Source organism: Citrobacter sp. MGH 55, assembly GCF_016906145.1.
Lineage (GTDB): Bacteria > Pseudomonadota > Gammaproteobacteria > Enterobacterales > Enterobacteriaceae > Citrobacter_A > Citrobacter_A amalonaticus.
Genome location: NZ_CP070239.1, coordinates 4,561,972 through 4,585,046 on the forward strand (window position 1 = coordinate 4,561,972; position 23,075 = coordinate 4,585,046).

Annotated in this window: 23 protein-coding genes and 7 tRNA genes; 8 read left to right on the top strand and 22 right to left on the bottom strand. The window is 53.3% G+C overall.

What is annotated here, in order from left to right:
* A partial coding sequence (locus JTI98_RS18950) for a LysR family transcriptional regulator (RefSeq protein ID WP_216081669.1) occupies positions 1-234 on the bottom strand: 234 nt, incomplete at its 3' end.
* A gap of 247 nt (positions 235-481) precedes the next feature.
* Here JTI98_RS18950 and modF point away from each other — a divergent pair.
* From modF to gpmA, 6 genes are all read left to right on the top strand, one after another.
* Positions 482-1,954: a molybdate ABC transporter ATP-binding protein ModF gene (gene modF / locus JTI98_RS18955; RefSeq protein ID WP_058588313.1), complete on the top strand. Its 1,473-nt coding sequence runs from the start codon at positions 482-484 to the stop codon at positions 1,952-1,954.
* Positions 1,955-2,160: 206 nt separating this feature from the next.
* On the top strand, positions 2,161-3,177 hold the full coding sequence (galE, locus tag JTI98_RS18960) for a UDP-glucose 4-epimerase GalE (protein WP_216081670.1): 1,017 nt from the start codon (positions 2,161-2,163) through the stop codon (positions 3,175-3,177).
* A gap of 8 nt (positions 3,178-3,185) precedes the next feature.
* Positions 3,186-4,232, top strand: coding sequence for a galactose-1-phosphate uridylyltransferase (gene galT, locus JTI98_RS18965; protein ID WP_043001329.1), 1,047 nt, complete (start codon positions 3,186-3,188; stop codon positions 4,230-4,232).
* A 2-nt stretch (positions 4,233-4,234) separates the two neighbouring features.
* Positions 4,235-5,383 (top strand): galactokinase, encoded by a 1,149-nt coding sequence (gene galK / locus JTI98_RS18970; RefSeq protein ID WP_054176162.1) that lies wholly within the window; start codon positions 4,235-4,237, stop codon positions 5,381-5,383.
* On the top strand, positions 5,377-6,417 hold the full coding sequence (galM, locus tag JTI98_RS18975) for a galactose-1-epimerase (RefSeq protein ID WP_044268034.1): 1,041 nt from the start codon (positions 5,377-5,379) through the stop codon (positions 6,415-6,417). The genes galK and galM overlap by 7 nt, the downstream gene beginning before the upstream one ends.
* Before the next feature lie 231 nt (positions 6,418-6,648).
* Positions 6,649-7,401 (top strand): 2,3-diphosphoglycerate-dependent phosphoglycerate mutase, encoded by a 753-nt coding sequence (gpmA, locus tag JTI98_RS18980; RefSeq protein ID WP_043001332.1) that lies wholly within the window; start codon positions 6,649-6,651, stop codon positions 7,399-7,401.
* Positions 7,402-7,457: 56 nt separating this feature from the next.
* Here the strand turns inward: gpmA and aroG are convergent, their stop codons facing one another.
* Positions 7,458-8,510: a 3-deoxy-7-phosphoheptulonate synthase AroG gene (gene aroG, locus JTI98_RS18985; protein ID WP_043001333.1), complete on the bottom strand. Its 1,053-nt coding sequence runs from the start codon at positions 8,508-8,510 to the stop codon at positions 7,458-7,460.
* 316 nt (positions 8,511-8,826) lie between these two features.
* Here aroG and JTI98_RS18990 point away from each other — a divergent pair, with 316 nt between their 5' ends.
* Both JTI98_RS18990 and zitB read left to right on the top strand, forming a co-directional pair.
* Positions 8,827-9,201: a YbgS-like family protein gene (locus JTI98_RS18990; RefSeq protein ID WP_043001334.1), complete on the top strand. Its 375-nt coding sequence runs from the start codon at positions 8,827-8,829 to the stop codon at positions 9,199-9,201.
* Between the two features lie 124 nt (positions 9,202-9,325).
* On the top strand, positions 9,326-10,267 hold the full coding sequence (gene zitB / locus JTI98_RS18995) for a CDF family zinc transporter ZitB (protein WP_054176160.1): 942 nt from the start codon (positions 9,326-9,328) through the stop codon (positions 10,265-10,267).
* Here zitB and pnuC read toward each other — a convergent pair.
* The 20 genes from pnuC to cydA all read right to left on the bottom strand — a co-directional run bounded on the left by pnuC (position 10,264) and on the right by cydA (position 22,775).
* Positions 10,264-10,983: a nicotinamide riboside transporter PnuC gene (pnuC, locus tag JTI98_RS19000; protein ID WP_216081671.1), complete on the bottom strand. Its 720-nt coding sequence runs from the start codon at positions 10,981-10,983 to the stop codon at positions 10,264-10,266. The genes zitB and pnuC overlap by 4 nt on opposite strands.
* A 25-nt stretch (positions 10,984-11,008) precedes the next feature.
* Positions 11,009-12,052: a quinolinate synthase NadA gene (nadA, locus tag JTI98_RS19005; protein ID WP_216082268.1), complete on the bottom strand. Its 1,044-nt coding sequence runs from the start codon at positions 12,050-12,052 to the stop codon at positions 11,009-11,011.
* 399 nt (positions 12,053-12,451) lie between these two features.
* Positions 12,452-12,527 (bottom strand) — tRNA-Lys (locus JTI98_RS19010).
* Positions 12,528-12,658: 131 nt separating this feature from the next.
* Positions 12,659-12,734: transfer RNA gene (locus tag JTI98_RS19015), tRNA-Lys, on the bottom strand.
* A gap of 147 nt (positions 12,735-12,881) precedes the next feature.
* Positions 12,882-12,957 (bottom strand) — tRNA-Lys (locus JTI98_RS19020).
* A gap of 3 nt (positions 12,958-12,960) precedes the next feature.
* Positions 12,961-13,036 (bottom strand) — tRNA-Val (locus JTI98_RS19025).
* Positions 13,037-13,172: 136 nt separating this feature from the next.
* Positions 13,173-13,248 (bottom strand) — tRNA-Lys (locus JTI98_RS19030).
* A gap of 3 nt (positions 13,249-13,251) precedes the next feature.
* A tRNA-Val gene (locus JTI98_RS19035) sits at positions 13,252-13,327 on the bottom strand.
* Positions 13,328-13,463: 136 nt separating this feature from the next.
* Positions 13,464-13,539: transfer RNA gene (locus JTI98_RS19040), tRNA-Lys, on the bottom strand.
* 164 nt (positions 13,540-13,703) lie between these two features.
* Positions 13,704-14,498 (bottom strand): cell division protein CpoB, encoded by a 795-nt coding sequence (gene cpoB, locus JTI98_RS19045; protein ID WP_216081672.1) that lies wholly within the window; start codon positions 14,496-14,498, stop codon positions 13,704-13,706.
* 9 nt (positions 14,499-14,507) lie between these two features.
* A complete protein-coding gene (gene pal, locus JTI98_RS19050) occupies positions 14,508-15,026 on the bottom strand; it encodes a peptidoglycan-associated lipoprotein Pal (RefSeq protein WP_216081673.1) in 519 nt (172 codons plus the stop codon).
* Positions 15,027-15,060: 34 nt separating this feature from the next.
* Complete coding sequence (tolB, locus tag JTI98_RS19055; protein ID WP_043001339.1) at positions 15,061-16,353, bottom strand: Tol-Pal system beta propeller repeat protein TolB; 1,293 nt, start codon at positions 16,351-16,353, stop codon at positions 15,061-15,063.
* Between the two features lie 131 nt (positions 16,354-16,484).
* A complete protein-coding gene (tolA, locus tag JTI98_RS19060) occupies positions 16,485-17,726 on the bottom strand; it encodes a cell envelope integrity protein TolA (RefSeq protein ID WP_216081674.1) in 1,242 nt (413 codons plus the stop codon).
* A 62-nt stretch (positions 17,727-17,788) separates the two neighbouring features.
* The gene (gene tolR, locus JTI98_RS19065) at positions 17,789-18,217 is read right to left on the bottom strand and encodes a colicin uptake protein TolR (RefSeq protein ID WP_042320591.1); all 429 of its coding nucleotides are present in this window, start codon (positions 18,215-18,217) and stop codon (positions 17,789-17,791) included.
* 3 nt (positions 18,218-18,220) lie between these two features.
* Complete coding sequence (gene tolQ, locus JTI98_RS19070; protein ID WP_080343208.1) at positions 18,221-18,913, bottom strand: Tol-Pal system protein TolQ; 693 nt, start codon at positions 18,911-18,913, stop codon at positions 18,221-18,223.
* Positions 18,910-19,314 (bottom strand): tol-pal system-associated acyl-CoA thioesterase, encoded by a 405-nt coding sequence (gene ybgC / locus JTI98_RS19075; RefSeq protein ID WP_043001341.1) that lies wholly within the window; start codon positions 19,312-19,314, stop codon positions 18,910-18,912. Before ybgC ends, tolQ begins: the two co-directional genes overlap by 4 nt.
* A 316-nt stretch (positions 19,315-19,630) precedes the next feature.
* The gene (ybgE, locus tag JTI98_RS19080) at positions 19,631-19,924 is read right to left on the bottom strand and encodes a cyd operon protein YbgE (protein ID WP_044266309.1); all 294 of its coding nucleotides are present in this window, start codon (positions 19,922-19,924) and stop codon (positions 19,631-19,633) included.
* Complete coding sequence (gene cydX, locus JTI98_RS19085) at positions 19,924-20,037, bottom strand: cytochrome bd-I oxidase subunit CydX (RefSeq protein WP_042320599.1); 114 nt, start codon at positions 20,035-20,037, stop codon at positions 19,924-19,926. Before cydX ends, ybgE begins: the two co-directional genes overlap by 1 nt.
* A gap of 14 nt (positions 20,038-20,051) precedes the next feature.
* Positions 20,052-21,191, bottom strand: coding sequence for a cytochrome d ubiquinol oxidase subunit II (gene cydB, locus JTI98_RS19090; protein WP_043001342.1), 1,140 nt, complete (start codon positions 21,189-21,191; stop codon positions 20,052-20,054).
* A 15-nt stretch (positions 21,192-21,206) separates the two neighbouring features.
* Positions 21,207-22,775, bottom strand: a complete 1,569-nt coding sequence (cydA, locus tag JTI98_RS19095) for a cytochrome ubiquinol oxidase subunit I (RefSeq protein WP_043001343.1) — start codon at positions 22,773-22,775, stop codon at positions 21,207-21,209.
* Positions 22,776-23,075: the final 300 nt, after the last annotated feature.

Consider the following 23,075-nt stretch of genomic DNA (forward strand, 5'->3'; position numbering starts at 1 on the left):
AAAGGACTGATAAATCGGAAACAGTTTCTGGTACAACTCCTGCCCGGCCTTGTTCAGGCTTATGCTGTTGTCTTTACGGGTAAACAGCGTATAGCCAATTTGATCTTCCAGCGCAGAAATGCTTTTACCAAATGGCGATGCCGTCATGTGTATTTTCTCAGCCGCTCTGGCGATATTATTGGTTTGCGCCAACAGGATGAAATTACGCATTTTTTTCGAGATAAAAACATCCATAAAACACTCCATTATTCATCGCCATGACATCTCAACTGGCTGCGAAAAAATACTGGATAACGCATCACCCTTTTTTGCAGTTGTTCACAAAACAGCGATAGTTCTGTCGCCGCAACCGCCGCGCAGCACAGATATCGACATCGATATTCAAGCGCTGTTTTTTATCCGCAGTCGCGCTAATCACATTGACATTCCTGCGCAGAACACGTATCCCTGTCATTCATTGCTGCATAAAATGGGATACAAAATGTCATCGTTGCATATTTCGCAAGGCACGTTTCGTCTTAGCGACACAAAAACGCTTCACCTGGATTCCGTGACGTTAAACGCGGGTGAGAGTTGGGCGTTTGTCGGTTCGAACGGAAGCGGGAAATCAGCGCTGGCACGCGCGCTGGCCGGCGAATTGTCGCTGCTCAAAGGTGAGCGCCAGTGCGCATTCTCGCGGATAACACGCCTCTCCTTCGAGCAACTGCAGAAACTGGTCAGCGATGAATGGCAGCGTAATAACACCGATATGCTCAGTCCTGGCGAAGAGGATACCGGACGCACCACGGCGGAAATCATTCAGGACGAAGTGAACAACCCGGCCCGCTGCGCGACGCTTGCGCAGCAGTTTGGTATCACTCACCTGCTCGATCGCCGCTTTAAATATCTCTCTACCGGCGAAACGCGTAAGACGTTGCTCTGCCAGGCGCTGATGGCTGAGCCGGACCTGTTGATTCTCGACGAGCCGTTTGACGGTCTCGACGTCGCCTCCCGCCAGCAACTGGCAGGACTGCTTGAAACGCTCCATCAGTCAGGCATCACGCTGGTGCTGGTATTAAATCGCTTTGATGAAATCCCGCCGTTTGTTCAGTTTGCCGGCGTACTGGTTGACTGCGCTTTAACGGAAACCGGGGCGAAAACCGCTTTACTCCAGCAGGCGCTGATCGCTCAACTTGCGCATAGCGAGCGACTGGAAGGGGTGGCATTACCTGAAGCAGACGAACCTGCCGCTCACTCTGTTTTGTCCGCCGATGCGCCGCGGATCATCCTCCGGGATGGCGTCGTGTCGTATAACGATCGCCCTATTCTCGATCGTCTGAGCTGGCAGGTCGATCCCGGCGAACACTGGCAGATTGTCGGCCCCAACGGGGCAGGAAAATCGACGCTGCTCAGCCTGATCACCGGCGACCATCCGCAGGGTTACAGCAACGATCTGACGCTGTTTGGTCGTCGTCGCGGCAGTGGGGAAACTATCTGGGATATCAAAAAGCACATTGGCTACGTCAGTAGCAGTCTGCATCTCGACTACCGGGTGAGCACCACGGTGCGCAATGTGATTCTGTCGGGCTATTTCGATTCCATCGGGATTTATCAGGCCGTGTCGGATCGTCAACAAAAACTCGCACAGCAGTGGCTGGACATTCTGGGACTCGACAAACGTACCGCTGACGCGCCGTTTCACAGTCTCTCCTGGGGACAACAGCGACTGGCGCTGATCGCCCGTGCGCTGGTTAAGCATCCAACCCTGCTGATCCTCGACGAACCCTTACAGGGGCTGGATCCGCTGAACCGTCTGCTTATTCGTCGCTTTGTCGATGTGTTGATTAGCGAGGGCGACACGCAACTGCTGTTTGTCTCCCATCACGCTGAAGATGCGCCTGCCTGCATTACCCATCGTCTGGAATTTGTGCCAGAAGGCGAGACCTATACCTATCAGCAAACGCGGCTGCGTTAGTTTTCATCCGTGGGCGCGAAAGCGCCCTTTTTTTTCGGATAAAAGGCGCAATCATTCTTAAAGTTAATGATTTATAATCGATTAATTGATGACTCAACGTGAGAAATTGTGAGTGTAAACGATTCCACTATTTTATTCCATGTCACACTTTTCGCATCTTTGTTATGCTATGGTAATTCCATACCATAAGCTTAACGGAGCGAATTATGAGAGTTCTGGTCACCGGTGGTAGCGGTTACATAGGAAGTCATACTTGTGTACAATTGCTGAAAAACGGTCATGACGTCATCATCCTTGATAACCTCTGCAACAGTAAGCGTAGCGTACTGCCTGTTATTGAACGTCTGAGCGGCAAACATCCAACGTTTGTTGAAGGCGATATCCGTAACGAAGCGCTGATGACGGAGATCCTGCACGATCACGCCATTGACACCGTCATCCATTTTGCCGGACTGAAGGCCGTCGGCGAATCCGTTGCAAAGCCGCTGGAATACTATGACAATAACGTCAACGGAACACTGCGACTGATTAGTGCCATGCGCGCCGCTGGCGTCAAAAACTTCATTTTCAGCTCATCCGCCACCGTCTACGGCGACCAGCCGAAAATCCCTTACGTTGAAAGCTTCCCGACCGGCACGCCGCAAAGCCCTTATGGCAAAAGTAAACTGATGGTTGAGCAAATCCTCACCGATCTGCAAAAAGCCCAGCCGGAATGGAGCATCGCGCTGCTGCGCTATTTCAACCCGGTCGGCGCGCATCCATCAGGGGACATGGGCGAAGACCCGCAGGGCATCCCGAATAACCTGATGCCTTACATCGCCCAGGTTGCAGTGGGCCGTCGCGACTCCCTCGCCATTTTTGGCAACGATTATCCGACCGAAGACGGTACCGGTGTCCGCGATTACATCCACGTGATGGATCTGGCTGATGGTCACGTTGCCGCGATGGAAAAACTGACGGGCAAACAGGGCGTCCATATTTACAACCTCGGCGCAGGCGTCGGCAGCAGCGTGCTGGACGTGGTCAATGCCTTCAGCAAAGCCTGCGGAAAACCGGTGAATTATCATTTTGCTCCGCGTCGCGATGGTGACCTGCCAGCCTACTGGGCAGATGCCAGCAAAGCCGACCACGAACTGGACTGGCGTGTAACGCGCACGCTTGATGAGATGGCGCAGGACACCTGGCACTGGCAGTCGCGTCATCCGCAGGGATACGAGGATTAAGAAATATCATGAGTCAATTCAACCCCGTCGATCATCCGCATCGTCGTTTTAATCCGCTCACCGGACAGTGGATTCTGGTGTCGCCGCATCGTGCTAAGCGCCCCTGGCAAGGGGCGCAAGAAACGCCCTCTAATGACGTACTGCCAGCACACGATCCGGACTGTTTCCTGTGCGCGGGCAATACCCGCGTCACCGGTGATAAAAATCCGGATTACAGTGGGACGTTTGTGTTCACTAACGACTTTGCCGCGCTGATGACGGATACGCCTGACGCGCCGGACAGTCACGACCCGCTGATACGCTGCCAGAGCGCACGCGGCACCAGTCGCGTTATTTGTTTTTCACCGGATCACAGTAAAACCCTGCCGGAGCTTAGCATTCCTGCCCTGACCGAAATAGTGAAAACCTGGCAAGAGCAAACCGCTGATCTTGGGAAACGTTATCCCTGGGTACAGGTCTTTGAAAACAAAGGCACGGCGATGGGCTGCTCGAATCCCCACCCCCACGGCCAGATTTGGGCCAACAGTTTCCTGCCAAACGAAGCTGAACGCGAAGATCGCCTGCAAAGAACTTATTTTGCTGAGCAGGGGTCGCCGATGCTGGTTGACTATGTGCAGCGTGAACTGGCTGACGGCAGCCGTACGGTAGTAGAAACCGATCACTGGCTGGCTGTCGTCCCTTACTGGGCAGCCTGGCCCTTCGAAACGCTATTACTGCCGAAAGCGCATGTGCTGCGCATTACTGATTTGACCGACGAACAGCGCGCAGACCTTGCGCTGGCGTTGAAAAAACTGACCAGTCGTTACGACAACCTGTTCCAGTGCTCTTTCCCCTATTCAATGGGCTGGCACGGCGCGCCGTTTAACGGTGCAGAGAACGAACACTGGCAGCTACACGCGCACTTTTATCCGCCGCTGCTACGCTCCGCGACCGTCCGCAAATTTATGGTCGGTTACGAAATGCTGGCCGAAACCCAGCGCGATCTCACAGCAGAACAAGCGGCAGAGCGTCTGCGCGCGGTCAGCGACATCCATTTTCGCGAATCCGGAGTATAAAAATGAGTCTGAAAGAGAAAACACAATCTCTGTTTGCTGAAAAATTCGGCTACCCTGCAACCCACACTATTCAGGCGCCAGGCCGCGTCAATCTCATCGGCGAACACACCGATTATAACGACGGTTTTGTGCTGCCCTGCGCCATTGATTATCAAACCGTGATCAGTTGCGCTGCCCGCAACGACCGCCAGATCCGTGTCATTGCGGCCGATTACGATAATCAGACTGACGAGTTTTCTCTTGATGCTCCTATCGTCACCCATGACAGCCAGCAGTGGGCAAACTACGTACGCGGCGTGGTGAAGCACCTGCTCAAGCGCGACAGCAGCTTTGGTGGCGCAGACCTGGTGATCAGCGGTAATGTCCCACAGGGCGCGGGTTTAAGTTCTTCTGCTTCGCTGGAAGTGGCGGTCGGTACCGTGTTCCAGCAGCTTTACCATCTGCCACTGGACGGCGCGCAGATTGCGCTCAACGGTCAGGAAGCGGAAAACCAGTTTGTCGGCTGTAACTGTGGGATTATGGATCAGCTCATCTCCGCGCTGGGCAAGAAAGATCATGCCTTGCTGATCGACTGCCGCACGCTGGGCACCAAAGCGGTCTCAATGCCAGAAGGCGTAGCGATCGTCATCATCAACAGCAACTTTAAGCGCACGCTGGTCGGTAGCGAGTACAACACTCGCCGTCAGCAGTGCGAAACAGGCGCGCGTTTCTTCCAGCAACCGGCATTGCGTGATGTCAGTCTCGATACCTTTAACGCCGTGGCGAATGAACTGGACCCACTGGTTGCCAAACGCGTCCGTCACGTGTTAACTGAGAATGCACGTACTGTTGAAGCCGCCAGCGCGCTGGAAAAAGGCGATCTGCAACGCATGGGGCAACTGATGGCGGAATCGCACGCCTCGATGCGTGATGATTTTGAAATCACCGTGCCGCAGATTGATACGCTGGTTGACATTGTCAAAGCCACAATTGGGGAGAAAGGCGGTGTACGCATGACCGGCGGTGGATTTGGCGGTTGTGTTGTGGCGCTGATCCCGGAAGCGCTGGTCCCTGCCGTCCAGCAAGCCGTGGCTGCACAGTACGAAGCTAAAACCGGTATCAAAGAAACATTCTATGTGTGCAAACCATCACAAGGAGCAGGACAGTGCTGAATGAAACACCCGCACTGGCACCCGATGGTCAGCCGTACCGCCTGTTAACCCTGCGCAATGACGCAGGGATGGTGGTTACGCTGATGGACTGGGGTGCTACGTTACTCTCGGCCCGAATTCCCCTTTCCGACGGCAGCGTGCGTGAAGCGTTACTGGGCTGCGCCAGTCCGGAGCATTATCAGGATCAGTCGGCGTTTCTGGGTGCCTCGATTGGCCGTTACGCCAACCGGATTGCCGACAGCCGTTACACGTTTAGCGGTGAGACGGTCAGTCTGCTGCCAAGCCAGGGCGTCAACCAACTACATGGCGGGCCAAACGGATTTGATAAACGCCGCTGGCAGATAGTCAATCAGAACGAACGTCAGGTACTGTTCGCCCTCACCTCCGACGATGGCGATCAGGGTTTTCCGGGCAATTTGTGCGCCACGGCGCAATATCGTCTGACCGATGATAACCGCATCTCGATTACCTATCGCGCGACGGTGGATAAGCCGTGTCCGGTCAATCTGACTAACCACGTTTACTTCAACCTCGATGGCGATCAAACCGACGTGCGCAACCATAAGCTGCAACTTCTGGCGGATGAATATCTGCCGGTGGATGAAGGCGGGATCCCACGGGACGGCCTGAAACCGGTCGCCGGAACCTCATTTGATTTCCGCACCGCGAAGGTGATCGCCAGCGAATTTCTTGCCGATGACGACCAGCGCAAAGTGAAAGGCTACGATCACGCCTTCCTGTTGCAGGCAAAAGGCGACAGTAAAAAACCGGTTGCCCTGCTCACTTCGCAAGACGGGAAGTTGCAGATGGAGGTCTACACCTCGGCCCCGGCGCTACAGTTTTACTCCGGTAATTTTCTCGGTGGCACCTCTTCACGCGGACCGAACGCCTACGATGATTATCAGGGCCTGGCGCTGGAGAGCGAATTCCTGCCAGACAGCCCGAACCATCCGGAATGGCCGCAGCCAGACTGCGTTCTGCGCCCCGGAGAGGAGTACGCCAGCCTGACGGAATATCGTTTTATTCCTTCCTGATGGTGCGGCACAGCCAGTGTAAAATGCCCGATAGCGCCTGCGTATCGGGCTTAAGATATCGCATCTTGCTCAAATCCCCATCACTCAAAGACAAAATCGCAACTTAGAGTTCACAAGAACCTTACACTGCTGCACTATTTTCGCTATGGTTATGCGTAAGCATTGCCGCTGCCCCGTCACGGCAATATAATGAGAATTATTATCATTCGATAAAGCTTGAGGAGTGAGAGTATGGCTGTAACTAAGCTGGTTCTGGTACGCCACGGCGAAAGCCAGTGGAACAATGAAAACCGCTTCACCGGTTGGTATGACGTTGACCTGTCCGAGAAAGGCGTGGGTGAAGCGAAAGCAGCAGGCAAACTGCTGAAGGCTGAAGGCTATAGCTTCGATTTTGCTTATACCTCTGTGCTGAAACGTGCCATCCATACGCTGTGGAACGTCCTGGATGAACTGGATCAGGCCTGGCTGCCGGTTGAGAAATCCTGGAAACTGAACGAACGTCACTACGGTGCGTTGCAGGGTCTGAACAAAGCAGAAACCGCTGAGAAATACGGTGACGAACAGGTTAAACAGTGGCGTCGTGGCTTCGCGGTGACCCCGCCGGAGCTGACCAAAGATGACGAGCGCTATCCGGGGCACGATCCGCGCTATGCCAAACTGACGGAAAAAGAATTGCCGCTGACCGAGAGCCTGGCGCTGACCATCGATCGCGTGATCCCTTACTGGAATGAAACCATTCTGCCGCGCATGAAGAGCGGCGAGCGCGTGATCATCGCTGCGCACGGCAACTCTCTGCGCGCGCTGGTAAAATACCTCGACAACCTGAGCGAAGACGAAATCCTCGAACTGAACATCCCGACCGGCGTGCCGCTGGTGTATGAGTTCGACGAAAACTACCAGCCAATCAAACGTTACTATCTGGGTAATGCCGACGAGATCGCGGCGAAAGCGGCTGCCGTCGCCAACCAGGGTAAAGCGAAGTAATTTACCTTACGACGTAAAAAAGCCGACTCAATGAGTCGGCTTTTTATTCGCAAGACTTAACCGCGACGCGCTTTTACCGCATCCGCAAGCTGGCGCAGGATGGTGTCGGTATCTTCCCAGTTAATGCAGGCATCGGTAATGCTTTTGCCGTACACCAGCGGCTCACCGCTGTCCGGGTTCTGATTGCCTTCTACCAGATGGCTTTCAATCATCACGCCCATAATCGCAGTCTCACCGTTAGCAATCTGCTGGCAGACATCAGCCCCAACTTCCATCTGCTTTTTAAACTGCTTACAGGAGTTGGCATGGCTGAAATCAATCATGATTTGCGCAGGCAGACCCGCTTTCGCCAGACCCTCTTTCACCGCCGCGACATGTGCAGCGCTGTAGTTCGGCTCTTTGCCGCCGCGCAGAATGATATGGCAATCGCCGTTACCGCTGGTATTCACAATGGCAGAATGACCCCATTTGGTGACAGACAGGAAGCAGTGCGGTGCACCAGCGGCGTTGATGGCGTCAATCGCCACTTTAATGGTGCCATCAGTACCGTTCTTGAAGCCGACCGGACAAGAAAGACCCGACGCCAGCTCACGGTGAACCTGAGATTCGGTAGTACGCGCGCCAATCGCGCCCCAGCTCATCATGTCCGCCAGGTATTGCGGGGTGATCATATCGAGGAATTCACCTGCCGTCGGCAGGCCGCTGTCGTTAATATCCAGCAACAGCTTACGCGCAATGCGCAAACCGTCATTGATCTGGAAGCTGTTATCCATGTGCGGATCGTTAATCAGCCCTTTCCAGCCAACGGTCGTACGCGGTTTTTCAAAGTAGACACGCATGACGATTTCCAGCTCGCCTTTCAGCGCTTCGCGCAGCGCCAGCAGACGACCTGCGTACTCTTTCGCCGCCACAGGATCATGAATAGAGCACGGCCCAATCACCACCAGCAGGCGATCGTCATTCCCCTTCAAAATTTTGTGAATGGCTTTACGCGCATGGGCAACCGTGTTGGCGGCATTTTCTGTAGCGGGGAATTTTTCCAGCAGTGCGACAGGGGGTAATAACTCGTTGATCTCTTTAATACGTAAATCGTCGTTCTGATAATTCATGATTATTCCAGCGTTGCCATACTTATCTAAATGAATGCAATCCCTCCAATCTATATCCTCAGCCAAAAAGTGTAAACGGGCTTTTACACTTCGAACGGAATAATCCTGGAATTCAGCTAAAAAACGCCACAAAGTAGCGAAAAACGAGATCTAACCTACAATTTTTAACTGTAACCACTCTGTTTATGAATCTTTTCAAGATTCTCTACTGAGCCTTTGCGCTCGTTTGTGATCGTTAACCATTGCCTGACCCTTGACTGGCATATGCACTGTTGGAAGACGTTATCCGACATCTCAACCATAACAGGAGCATCTGATGAAAATGACAAAATTAGCTTCACTTTTCCTGACCGCTACGCTCAGCCTTGCCAGCGGCGCTGCGCTGGCAGCCGAAACCAGTGCCCAGACCAATAATGGGCAGGCGAACGCCGCCGCCGACGCGGGCCAGGTCGCTCCGGATGCAAAAGAAAACGTGGCGCCAAATAATGTCGATAACGACAACATCAACTCAGGTGGCACAATGCTGCATCCGAATGGTTCATCGATGAACCATGAGGGGATGACCAAAGATGAGGTGCACAAAAACACCATGTGTAAGGACGGGCGCTGCCCGGATGTGAATAAAAAAGTGGAAACCGGAAATGGCATTAACAATGACGTTGATACCAAAACCGATGGCACCACTCAGTAACACTGATCAGTAACACTGAAAATGGCTAATAACGGGAGGGCTCAGGCTCTCCTTTTTTAATTTATTAATCCAGAAACGGTATGATGTCATACAGTTAAGAAAAGAATACCCAAGGGATGACATTATGGCGCACTCACACTCACATTCGGCCCCTCATTTGCCCGAGGATGGCAACGCCCGCCGTCTGATGCTCGCGTTTTGCATCACGGCAGGCTTTATGTTGCTGGAGGTAGTGGGCGGGATTTTATCCGGTTCACTGGCGCTGCTCGCCGACGCCGGACACATGCTAACCGATGCCGCCGCGCTACTGTTCGCATTACTGGCCGTTCAGTTTGCCCGCCGACCGCCAACTGTCCGCCATACCTTTGGCTGGCTGAGACTGACAACACTGGCCGCTTTCGTCAACGCGATTGCGTTAGTCGTGATTACGATTTTGATCGTCTGGGAGGCGATTGAGCGCTTCTACACGCCGCGTCCGGTAGCGGGCGGCATGATGATGGTCATCGCCGTCGCCGGATTGCTGGCAAACATCCTTGCCTTCTGGATCCTGCACCGCGGCAGCGAAGAGAAAAACCTGAACGTACGCGCCGCGGCGTTGCATGTGATGGGGGATTTATTGGGTTCAGTGGGGGCCATCATCGCGGCGGTGATTATTATCTGGACCGGCTGGACGCCTGCCGACCCTATTCTGTCAATACTGGTTTCACTGCTGGTCCTGCGCAGTGCGTGGCGCTTATTGAAAGATAGCGTGAATGAGTTGCTGGAAGGTGCCCCGGTTTCGCTGGATATCGCTGCGCTGCAGCGCCACCTCAGCAGGGAGCTTCCTGAAGTGCGAAACGTCCATCACGTACACGTGTGGATGGTGGGGGAAAAACCGGTCATGACCCTGCATGTACAGGTGATCCCGCCACATGATCATGACGGGCTGCTGGCGCGCATCCAGCATTTTCTGATTCATCATTACCAGATTGCACACGCCACCATTCAGATGGAATATCAGCCCTGTCACGGGCCGGACTGCGATCTCAATCAGAAAGTGTCCGGCCATTCACATCATCACCACTAATGGGACAGCGCGTGTGAGCCTCGTTCGCGCGCGCTGTTAATCCACATCCGGCTACCGTTAAGCGCGATGAAGGTCAGGATCAGGTACTCCAGCGACATCGCATAGACCCCCTGCAGGGCAAAGATCACCACGCTAATCACATTGATTACCACCCAGAGCAGCCAGTTCTCAACGTATTTGCGAGTCATCAGGATCATCGCCACGATCGACAATATCATCATGCAGGAATCCCAGAACGGGAAGGCATCGGGCTGTAAATTCGGTACGGCAACCTGCAGGCCCAGCATCTGCATGATCGATACCGCAATACGGGTCAGAAAAGCAAAGACCGGGTCGATATAGATTGTCATCAGACCGATCGCCACCACACAAACCGCCAGCCAGCCCAGCGCCTTCGGCAGAGGCAGCCAGCGAATCTTGAGCTCCGCCTCATTCTGCGTGGTCTGCCGCGACCACGCATACCAGCCGTAAATGTTGGCGGCGAAAAAGAAAAGCTGCAACAGCAGGCTGGCGTAGAGCTGGATCTGGAAAAAGATGATCGCAAACAGCGTGACGTTAATCAGGCCAAAAACGTAGTTGCTGATCTTCTCCATACTGGCGAGACCAATACACAACAACCCCGCGATAGTGCCTATCGCTTCGATCCACGACAGATCGTACCCCCCAGCACCAATGGGTATATGTACCAGAATGTTCTGCGTGCTAAAAAAGTCCATCTTTTCCCCCGGAGCGTGTGATTATCTACGCACGTAGTGTAGCCGCAAATTCCAGCATACGGTTTAACGGCACTAATGCGCCTTCTCGCAGCGCTTCGTCAACCTGAATCTCATGAGTCTGCCCACCCTGCTCCAGCCCCTCAGCGATGGCTTTAAGGCCGTTCATCGCCATCCACGGACAGTGCGCGCAGCTGCGGCAGGTGGCGCCTTCTCCGGCTGTGGGCGCTTCCAGCAACTCTTTGTCCGGTACTGCCTGCTGCATTTTGTAAAAAATACCCCGATCGGTAGCGACAATAAGTTGCTGATGTGGCAGCGTTTTAGCTGCATTAATGAGCTGGCTGGTGGAACCGACAGCATTAGCCATATCCACTATCGCCTGCGGTGATTCCGGGTGAACCAGGATCGCGGCGTCCGGGTACAAACCTTTCATGCGACTCAGCGCCTGCGTTTTGAACTCGTCATGGACGATGCACGCCCCTTGCCAGCAAAGGACATCCGCCCCTGTCTGATTTTGAACATATTTTCCGAGATGGCGATCCGGTGCCCAGATGATTTTTTCACCCAAACTATCCAGATGCTCAATCAGTTCAACCGCGATACTGGACGTCACCACCCAGTCGGCGCGAGCCTTAACCGCCGCGGAAGTATTGGCGTAAACCACGACGGTGCGATCCGGATGGGCATCGCAGAACGCGCTGAATGCGTCGATCGGACAGCCAAGATCCAGCGAGCATTCCGCCTCGAGGGTCGGCATTAAAATGGTTTTTTCCGGGCTGAGAATTTTAGCCGTCTCCCCCATAAAGCGAACGCCTGCAACGAGCAGCGTCGAGGCGGGATGATTGGCGCCAAAGCGGGCCATTTCCAGTGAGTCAGAAATACAGCCGCCGGTCTCTTCGGCCAGTTGCTGGATTTCGGGGTCGGTGTAATAGTGCGCAACCATCACCGCATCACGCTCTTTCAGCAGACGCTTGATTTTTTCGCGGTAGAACGCTTTTTCATCAGCACTCAGCGGTACCGGCTTCGGGGGAAACGGATAGATTGCGGCTTCAGGGTCAAACATCACGCTCATCATGCTTTCTCGTTTTGCTAGCTTAACGAATTAACCGACTTTAGGCGTGATGCATGCCATGATCGGTCATATTTGTTTTATATGCTAAACAAGATAGCGGATTGAGCGGCAAAAGTCACAACAATTGCGCTTGATAACGCCGGATGGCGACTGACGTCTTATCCGGCCTGGAAGGGCGTAGCCATTGACCAGATGAATCATTGTCGGCCTGGCAAGCGAAGCGTCATCAGGCGCTACGCAGGTTCGAATCGTTACATTCTGCGCATAGCAAAAAGGCGCCTTTAGGGCGCCTTTYTACAYTGGTGGGTCGTGCAGGATGACTCGGCTTCRCCTCGCCCTTCGGGCCGTTGCTGAAGCAACGTTATCCTTCACGTTTAACATCTGATGTTGATGTTAAATTGGTGGGTCGTGCAGGATTCGAACCTGCGACCAATTGATTAAAAGTCAACTGCTCTACCAACTGAGCTAACGACCCCTTACGGGATTTTCTTACTTAATCATTCAGGATGGTGGGTCGTGCAGGATGACTCGGCTTCGCCTCGCCCTTCGGGCCGTTGCTAAAGCAACGTTATCCTTCACGTTCTCTACCAGTAACCACCTTAATATTGGTGGGTCGTGCAGGATTCGAACCTGCGACCAATTGATTAAAAGTCAACTGCTCTACCAACTGAGCTAACGACCCATTCGGGTGTTACCTGAAAGATTTTTTACTCGTCACCAATTTAGTCATTGGTGGGTCGTGCAGGATGACTCGGCTTCGCCTCGCCCTTCGGGACGTTGCTGAAGCAACGTTATCCTTCACGTTTAACATCTGAGTTTGATGTTAAATTGGTGGGTCGTGCAGGATTCGAACCTGCGACCAATTGATTAAAAGTCAACTGCTCTACCAACTGAGCTAACGACCCGAGTGGTGGGTGATGACGGGATCGAACCGCCGACCCCCTCCTTGTAAGGGAGGTGCTCTCCCAGCTGAGCTAATCACCCGATACTACGCTGGATATTACTGACTACCTTTGTTCGTGGCGGGTCGTGCAGGATGACTCGGCTTCGCCTCGTCCTATGGGCCGTTGCTTTCGCAACGTTATCCTTCACGTCCTACTATCACGTCCACCAGAACGATTGGTGGGTCGTGCAGGATTCGAACCTGCGACCAATTGATTAAAAGTCAACTGCTCTACCAACTGAGCTAACGACCCGAGTGGTGGGTGATGACGGGATCGAACCGCCGACCCCCTCCTTGTAAGGGAGGTGCTCTCCCAGCTGAGCTAATCACCCGATACTACGCTGGATATTACTGACTACCTTTGTTCGTGGCGGGTCGTGCAGGATGACTCGGCTTCGCCTCGTCCTATGGGCCGTTGCTTTCGCAACGTTATCCTTCACGTCCTACTATCACGTCCACCAGAACGATTGGTGGGTCGTGCAGGATTCGAACCTGCGACCAATTGATTAAAAGTCAACTGCTCTACCAACTGAGCTAACGACCCACTTTTGCGCTGCTTTTGGTTTGTTTGATATCCCTTGGCAACGGCGGCATATATTACTGATTTAAGATTTGAGCGCAACAAAAATTTCGATGTAGATCACTCAACTGCTTAGGAATCACACGACACGACCAGAAATAATTCGATTTCTGGTCGTATGCTGTGCATTACATCGCGCCAAGACGTTTCTGCGCTTGTTTTGCGCCTTCGGTGCCTGGGTATTTGCTGATAACCTGTTGATATACCGCTTTTGCTTTCGCAGCGTCACCTTTGTCCTGCATGATCACGCCGACTTTATACATCGCGTCTGCAGCCTTTGGTGACTTCGGGTAGTTTTTCACCACCGAAGCAAAATAAAACGCGGCATCATCTTTTTTACCCTTGTTGTAATTCAACTGACCGAGCCAGTAGTTGGCGTTCGGCTGATAAGTCGAATCAGGGTACTTTTTGATGAAGTTCTGGAATGCCACAATTGCATCATCCTGGCGGGATTTATCCTGCACCAGGGCAATTGCCGCATTGTAATCGGTATTCGCGTCACCGCTTTGTACTGGCGCACCCGACGTCGCAGCACCTGCGTCAGGCGCAGACGTCGCTGCCCCCGCAGTTGCTCCGCTCTGAACGCCGCTTGTCGACTGCGCGGAAGCGCCACCGCTGCTCAGACTGTCCATCTGTAACAGGATCTGCTTCTGACGCTCAACTACCTGATTCAGTTGATACTGACTTTCCTGAATTTGACCACGCAGGGAGTCTATATCGGCCTGATTATCAGAGAGTTGCTGCTGGAGTTGGGTTAAAAGCTGGCTGTGAGCGTTAGAAATACGCTCGAGTTGAGTGACACGGTCTTCGACCGAGCCTGAGCCGACACTACTGATTGGCGCCTGAGCAAAAGCGGCCCAGGGGGCCGCTATGCCAATCAGTAACGACAGACTCAACAGATGATGTCTGAAGTTACTGCTCATGCAATTCTCTTAGTAAACCAGTACGGCACGACGGTTTTTGGAGTAAGCCGCTTCGTCGTGACCCAGTACTGCAGGTTTTTCTTTACCGTAAGAAACGATGGAGATCTGGTCAGCAGAAACGCCTTTACCCTGCAGGTACATCTTAACAGCGTTCGCACGACGTTCACCCAGGGAGATGTTGTACTCAGGAGTACCACGTTCGTCCGCGTGACCTTCTACGGTGACTTTGTAAGACGGGTTGCTACGCAGGAAGTTAGCGTGCGCATCCAGCATTGCAGCGAAGTCAGAACGGATATCGTACTTGTCCAGATCGAAGTAAACGATGTTGTTCTGCTGCAGCTGTTGCATCTGCAGACGAGCCTGCTCTTCAGAGGACATGTTGCCGCTGCCGTTTGCATCCATACCAGTGCCGGCACCCAGCATGCCTTCGCTGCCGTCATTGCTGGCGTTCTTGTTAGAAGAACATGCCGCAATAGCCATAACAGGCAGAGCGAGCATCAGCCCTTTCAGCACTTTGTTCAGTTGCATTTCAATGATTCCTTTATTAATCAATTATTTATTATCACAGATACGGCGACCAGGCAGGGAATTTAACCTGTCCATCAGTTGCCGGAAGACGCGCTTTGAAACGCCCATCTGTAGAAACCAAATTCAGCACGGATCCCATCCCCTGAGAAGAGCTGTAGATTACCATAGTGCCGTTAGGTGCCAGACTTGGCGTTTCGTCCAGGAACGTTGACGACAGAACTTGTACGCCACCCGCTACCAGATCTTGTTTGGCAATGTGCTGCTGACCATTGGCCGAGCTTACCATTACCATAAATTTGCCGTCGCTGCTGACATCAGCATCCTGGTTTTGTGAACCTTCCCAGGTAATACGCTGCGGAGCACCGCCGTTAACGTTAACTTTATACACTTGCGGACGACCCGCCTGATCCGATGTAAAGGCCAGGTTCTGGCTGTCCGGGAACCAGGTCGGCTCCGTATTGTTGCTGCGACCATCGGTCACCTGACGGATCTGGCCAGAACCAATATCCATCACATACAGGTTCAGGCTCCCGGTTTTTGACAGGGCAAACGCCAGTTTGCTGCCATCCGGAGAGAACGCAGGCGCACCGTTGTGACGCGGGAATGACGCAACCTGACGGACCGCGCCGTTAGACAACGTCTGAATAACCAGCGCAGAACGACCGCTTTCGAAGGTGACATACGCCAGTTTAGAACCGTCCGGAGACCAGGCCGGAGACATCAACGGCTGCGGTGAACGGTGAACCACAAACTGGTTGTAGCCATCGTAGTCAGACACGCGCAGTTCATACGGGAACTGACCGCCGTTAGTCTGAACAACATACGCGATACGGGTACGGAATGCGCCTTTAATACCGGTCAGTTTCTCAAACACTTCGTCACTGGCAGTATGGCCGGCATAACGCAGCCACTGCTTGTTCACTTTGTAAGAGTTCTGAGCCAGTACAGTACCCGGCGCACCGCCGGTGTCAACCAACTGGTAAGCAACATTGTAGGAACCGTCCGGATTCGGAGTCACCTGACCGACCACGACCGCGTCAATCCCCAGCGCAGACCATGCAGCAGGTTGAACGTCCTGCGCAGTCCCCGGCTGTTGTGGCAAACGAGACCGATCTAACGGATTAAATTTACCGCTGTTGCGCAGGTCAGCGCCAACAATGCCACCGATATCTTCAGGTGCAGCACCCGGCCCAGCCCACTGGAATGGCACAACCCCAATCGGGCGCGCCGAGTCCACCCCCTGGGTTATCTCAATACGTACTTCTGCGTGCAGCACCGCTGCCCACAGCATCAGAAAACCAAATGCTACTCGTAATGCCTGCTTCATCATATCTCCCTTATCCAGGCGATCAGCCCACGATAATTTAGCAGAATGTTAACAAACTCAAATACACAAAACTACCAGAACCCAGCGACTACCGCAGATTGTTTTCCCCGTCATAACGGGGAAAGTTTAGCTTACGGTTTAAAGTCCAGAGGTGCGTTTTTAAACACTTCATATACCGCCTGGCTCGGTGGTTTTGGAATCTTCGCTTGTCGGGCTGCAGCAAGCGCTGCCTGACAAAGCGCGGGATCGCCACCTTCAGACTGAATGTCGAGCAGCATACCGTCAGAAGCCAGTTTTATCCGAAGCGTACAGGTTTTACCTGCATAAGACGATGCGTCGTAGAACTTGCTTTCAATGGCAGATTTAATCTGCCCGGCATAGTTGCTGATATCCGCGCCTGATGCGCCATTATTTTTAGTATTACCACTCCCCGCAGGAGAAGCGTTGTTCCCTTTTGCCCCACCGCCGGTTTTCGGCGCATTCTTACCGGAGCTAAGATCGCCAAGCAAATCATCAACGCCAGATGCTGCAGCCGCTTTTTCAGCAGCGGCCTTTTTGGCCGCAGCGGCTTTCTCGGCTGCTGCTTTCTTATCGGCAGCGGCTTTCTCAGCTGCAGCTTTTTTATCAGCGGCGGCCTTTTCTGCGGCGGCTTTTTTNTCAGCRGCGGCTTTCTCGGCGGCTTTTTTCTCAGCAGCGGCTTTCTCGGCGGCGGCGGCGGCTTTGGCTGCAGCCGCTTTTTCCGCGGCGGCTTGCTTAGCGGCTTCGGCCTCGGCTTTCTTCTTCGCATCGGCAGCCGCTTTAGCCGCTTCTGCTTCTGCTTTCTTCTTCGCGTCAGCAGCGGCTTTTGCCGCCTCTGCTTCGGCTTTCTTCTGTGCATCCGCCGCGGCTTTTTTCGCGGCTTCTGCGGCTTCTTTCACCTGCGCATCAGCTTTCGCTTTGGCATCCGCTGCGGCTTTCTTCGCCGCTTCTTCAGCCTGTTTCTGCTGTTCCTGCGCTTTCTTCGCGTCGGCTTCAGCCTGCTTCTGCTGTTCCTGAGCCGCTAAACGTTCTTTCTCGATCTGCTTAAGCCGTTCCTGTTCGGCAGCCTGCTTCTCACGAAGCTCTTCCGCCTGCTGCTGCTCCAGTTTTTCACGTTGCTCTTTGGCACGCTGCGCACTTGACTGTTGCTGCTGCTGACGTTCGTACTGCTGAACCACGGCGCCAGGATCAACCATCACGGCATCGATGGAAGAACCACCGCCGCCGCCGGCTGAAGCCTCAATATGCTCATCGAACGAACTCCAGATCAGGACTGCAAATAGGATGACATGCAGCACCGCTGAAATAATTATCGCCCGTTTGAGCTTGTCGTTTTGTTCGGTTGCCTTTGACACTCTCGGTTCCCAAAAACTGTTCGCCTGTTACACGTTCTCTTTAAAACCAGAGACGCAAATGATCAGATAGGCTGCGTCATTAAGCCAACCGACTTCACACCTGCACTGTGCAACAAGTTCAGCGCTTTAATTATTTCATCGTAAGGCACATCTTTCGCGCCCCCGATCAAGAAGACCGTTTTCGGATTGGACTCCAGGCGACTTTTCGCCTCGGCGATCACCTGTTCCGGCGGCAGTTGATCCATACGATCTTTCTCAACCACCACGCTGTACTGCCCTACTCCGGAAACCTCAATAATGACCGGCGGATTATCGTTACTGCTCACGGCCTGCGACTCGGTCGCATCCGGCAGATCGACTTCCACGCTCTGCGTAATGATTGGCGCTGTCGCCATAAAGATCAGCAGCAGCACCAACAGCACGTCGAGCAACGGTACGATGTTGATTTCGGACTTCAGGTCGCGACGACCTCGTCCACGCGATCTGGCCATGGCTTACCCCTTGTTGCTTTCGCTAACGGTAAACGCCTGACGGTGCAGAATCGCGGTGAACTCTTCCATAAAGTTGTCGTAATTCAGTTCCAGCTTGTTAACACGCTGATTCAGACGGTTGTAGGCCATGACCGCCGGGATTGCCGCAAACAGACCAATCGCCGTAGCAATCAATGCTTCCGCGATACCCGGTGCAACCATCTGCAACGTCGCCTGTTTTACCGCCCCGAGCGCAATAAACGCATGCATGATCCCCCACACGGTACCGAACAGACCGATATACGGGCTGATGGAACCCACGGTGCCGAGGAACGGAATATGCGTTTCCAGCGTTTCAAGTTCACGGTTCATCGAGATCCGCATCGCACGAGATGCCCCTTCCACCACTGCTTCCGGCGCATGGCTGTTTGCCCGATGCAATCGTGCAAACTCTTTGAACCCGCTATAAAAGATTTGTTCCGAACCCGCCAGATTATCACGGCGTCCCTGACTCTCCTGATACAGGCGAGACAGTTCAATTCCGGACCAGAATTTGTCTTCGAACGCTTCGGCTTCACGCGCGGCGGCGTTAAGAATACGGGTCCGCTGGATAATGATGGCCCAGGATGCGATTGAAAAACCAATCAAAATCAACATGATAAGTTTAACCAGAAGGCTTGCCTTCAGGAACAAATCAAGGATATTCATGTCAGTCACTGCTTAAACTCCGCGACAATAGACTTGGGAAGCGCACGAGGCTTCATTTTGAGTGGATCAACGCAAACAATCAGAACCTCAGCCTCATTGAGCACGGTGTTCTCTGCGTTGACAATGCGTTGCGTGAAAACCAAAGAGGTGCCACGCATTGACGTAATTTCTGTTTGGATTTCGAGCATATCGTCGAGTCGCGCAGGCGCGTAGTATTCCAGCGTCATTTTACGCACCACGAAGGCAACTCGCTCAGCCAACAGCACCTGCTGACTGAAGTGATGATGACGCAGCATCTCTGTGCGTGCTCGTTCATAAAAAGCGACGTAACTGGCGTGATAAACCACACCACCGGCGTCGGTGTCTTCATAGTAAACACGTACCGGCCATCGAAATATATACTTATTCATTCCTGCTGCCTTTTTGTTGGCTTCGTCCACTCACACCGTCACTTACGCCTGTAAGCTCCTGGTGATTCGCGTACTTACCGCCGCGATGCTTCAAGAATGCTGTTGTATATAGCGTTGTATTCACTTTACATCCCGGTAATGCAATTAGGTTGTTGACTGCCATTGTTTACGGATGGCAGGACACAGCCTCACGTTAGTGCTTTTAAACGTTGCTACTATACGCGCGCGATTGAGGCTTGGGAATGGGGGGAAGTTAAGGGAGAGTAAAAATATATGGGCTTATGCAAGCCCATAGATCATTCAGGATGTTTCTTATTCAAAAGAAGAAGAATATCAGACCGACAATAAGCACGATATCGGCGAGTAGCGGAGAGAAAATCCCCTGCCAGTGCACGGCGCGAGGACGAAAGCCCACGCCATGAATGATGCCCGCACAGACCGCCCACATCAGCAGCAGACCGTGCCAGATTTCCAGCCCGCTGGTTTTAGCCGCGAAGCGGGAGGGATCCCAAAACATACATCCTGCTAACACTAGCGCCATCACCAAAGAAAGCGCCCGTAACGGGCGCTTGTCCATCGCGTTATATTGCATCGCGATCAGGGTGGTCATCAGTGTTCTTCTTGACCGTCTTTGCTTGCCTCGACGTGCTCAAGGGCCAGCGCAGTGATGATCCCAAATGCACAGGCAAGAAGCGTTCCCAGAATCCAGGCGAAATACCACATAGTTTGCTCCTTACTTAGTACAGAGAGTGGGTATTGTTTTCAATATGCTCTTTGGTGATGCGACCGAACATTTTCCAGTAACACCAGCTGGTGTAGATGAGAATGATCGGAACAAACACCACAGCAACCCAGGTCATCAGATTCAACGTCAACTGACTGGACGTCGCATCCCACATGGTCAGGCTCGCGTTCATCATGGTGCTTGAAGGCATCACGAACGGGAACATGGCGATACCGGCAGTCAGGATGATGCAGGCCAGCGTCAGAGAAGAGAACAGGAATGCCCATGCCCCTTTCTCCATGCGGGACGTCAGAATCGTCAGCAACGGCAGCGCCACACCCAGTGCCGGAACCAGCCACAGGATCGGTGCATTGTTGAAGTTGACCATCCAGGCACCCGCTTCACGTGCCACTTCTTTGGTCAGCGGATTAGACGCTGCATGATGATCAATCGCAGAGGTCACCACGTAGCCATCAATACCGTACATCACCCAGACACCCGCCAGTGCGAAGCAGACCAGAGTGACCAGCGCCGCAATCTGCGATGTCGCACGTGCACGCAGGTGCAGTTCACCTACGGTACGCATTTGCAGATAGGTGGCGCCCTGAGTAATGATCATCCCTACGCTCACCACGCCCGCCAGCAGACCAAACGGATTCAGCAACTGGAAGAAATTACCGGTGTAGAACAGACGCAGATACTCGTCGATATGGAACGGTACGCCCTGTAACAGGTTGCCGAATGCCACGCCGATCACCAGCGGCGGCACGAAGCTCCCCACGAAGATGCCCCAGTCCCACATGTTGCGCCAGCGGGTGTCTTCAATCTTGGAGCGGTAATCAAAACCGACCGGACGGAAGAACAAGGATGCCAGCACGAGGATCATCGCCACATAGAAACCGGAAAACGCCGCGGCGTAGACCATCGGCCAGGCTGCAAACAACGCGCCACCCGCGGTGATCAGCCACACCTGGTTACCGTCCCAGTGCGGGGCGATGGAGTTAATCATAATTCGACGCTCGGTGTCGTTACGACCGAGGAAACGGGTGAGCATGCCCACCCCCATGTCGAAGCCATCGGTGACCGCAAAACCAATCAGCAGAATGCCAACCAGCAGCCACCAGATAAAACGTAGTACTTCATAATCGATCATTTGACGACTCCTGTCTTAGCGTGCCGGCTGAGAAGCCACGGTGGACTGCTCATAGTGGTAGCGACCCGTTTTCAGGCTGCTTGGGCCAAGGCGTGCGAACTTGAACATCAGGAACAGTTCAGCCACCAGGAACAGGGTATACAGGCCACAAATCAGGATCATGGAGAACAGCAGGTCACCGACGGTCAGCGACGAGTTCGCCACTGCGGTTGGCAACACCTCACCGATCGCCCACGGCTGACGGCCATATTCGGCAACAAACCAGCCGGCTTCTACTGCAATCCACGGCAGTGGAATACCGTACAGCGCGGCGCGCAGCAGCCATTTCTTCTCACCGATGCGGTTACGAATCACGCTCCAGAAGGAGAGCGCAATGATCGCCAGCAGCAGGAAGCCACAGGCCACCATGATACGGAAGGCAAAATACAGCGGCGCAACGCGAGGAATAGAATCTTTCGTCGCCTGCTGAATCTGCGCTTCAGTCGCATCAGAGACGTTCGGGGTATAGCGTTTCAGCAGCAGGCCGTAACCCAGGTCTTTTTTCATCACGTTGAACTGATCGCGAACCGCCTGGTCGGTCGAACCGGCACGCAGTTGCTCCAGCAGCTCATACGCTTTCATCCCGTTACGGATACGCTCTTCATGCTGCACCATCAGGTCTTTCAGACCGATAACTGGCGTGTCGACAGAACGTGTCGCAATGATGCCCAGCGCATACGGGATCTGAATCGCCAGTTTGTTTTCCTGCGAATCCTGATCCGGAATACCAAACAGGGTAAAGGCAGCTGGAGCGGGCTGAGTCTCCCACTCTGCTTCAATGGCCGCGAGTTTGGTTTTCTGCACGTCACCCATTTCGTAACCGGATTCATCACCCAGAACGATAACAGACAGCACAGCAGCCATACCGAAGCTGGCAGCGATAGCAAAAGAGCGTTTTGCGAAAGCGATGTCGCGACCTTTCAGCAGGTAATAAGCACTGATACCGAGGATGAACATCGCACCGGTCACGTAGCCAGACGCCACGGTGTGCACAAATTTCACCTGGGCTACCGGGTTAAGGACCAGTTCAGAGAAGCTCACCATCTCCATACGCATGGTTTCGAAGTTGAAATCCGATGCGATAGGGTTCTGCATCCAGCCGTTTGCGACCAGGATCCACAGAGCGGACAGGTTAGAACCTAATGCGACCAGCCAGGTTACCGCCATGTGCTGAACTTTACCCAGACGATCCCAGCCGAAGAAGAACAGACCTACAAAGGTGGATTCGAGGAAGAAGGCCATCAGACCTTCGATCGCCAGCGGCGCACCGAAGATATCCCCAACGTAGTGGGAATAGTAAGACCAGTTTGTCCCGAACTGGAACTCCATGGTCAACCCGGTTGCGACACCCAGGGCGAAGTTGATACCAAACAACTTGCCCCAGAACTTAGTCATATCTTTATAAATCTGTTTGCCGGAAAGGACGTAAACCGTTTCCATAATGGCCAGCAGGAACGCCATACCGAGCGTCAGTGGCACAAAGAGGAAGTGGTACATCGCGGTCAAGGCAAACTGTAAGCGCGACAGTTCGACTATATCTAACATCATGACTCCTTGCTCATCGCATGAAGACTCCGAGAGTGAACCCCGTTAGAAAGGGTCACACGCATGCCCCAATACAAATTTATTTGTGCACTCTCGCCGTTGCCGTTTTCCTGGAGAAGGAAACAGAAAGGGCGAAAGGTTACAAACATGTTAATAAAAAACTCAAATTGATCCCGCAATTATATTACGCCGCAAAATCCTTACAATAAACAGGTTTTTATTGAGGAATATTTGCATTTTTCGACAGTGATCAATTTATAGCGAATTCATCACTTTTCCACCAATTTGATCGGCGACAAT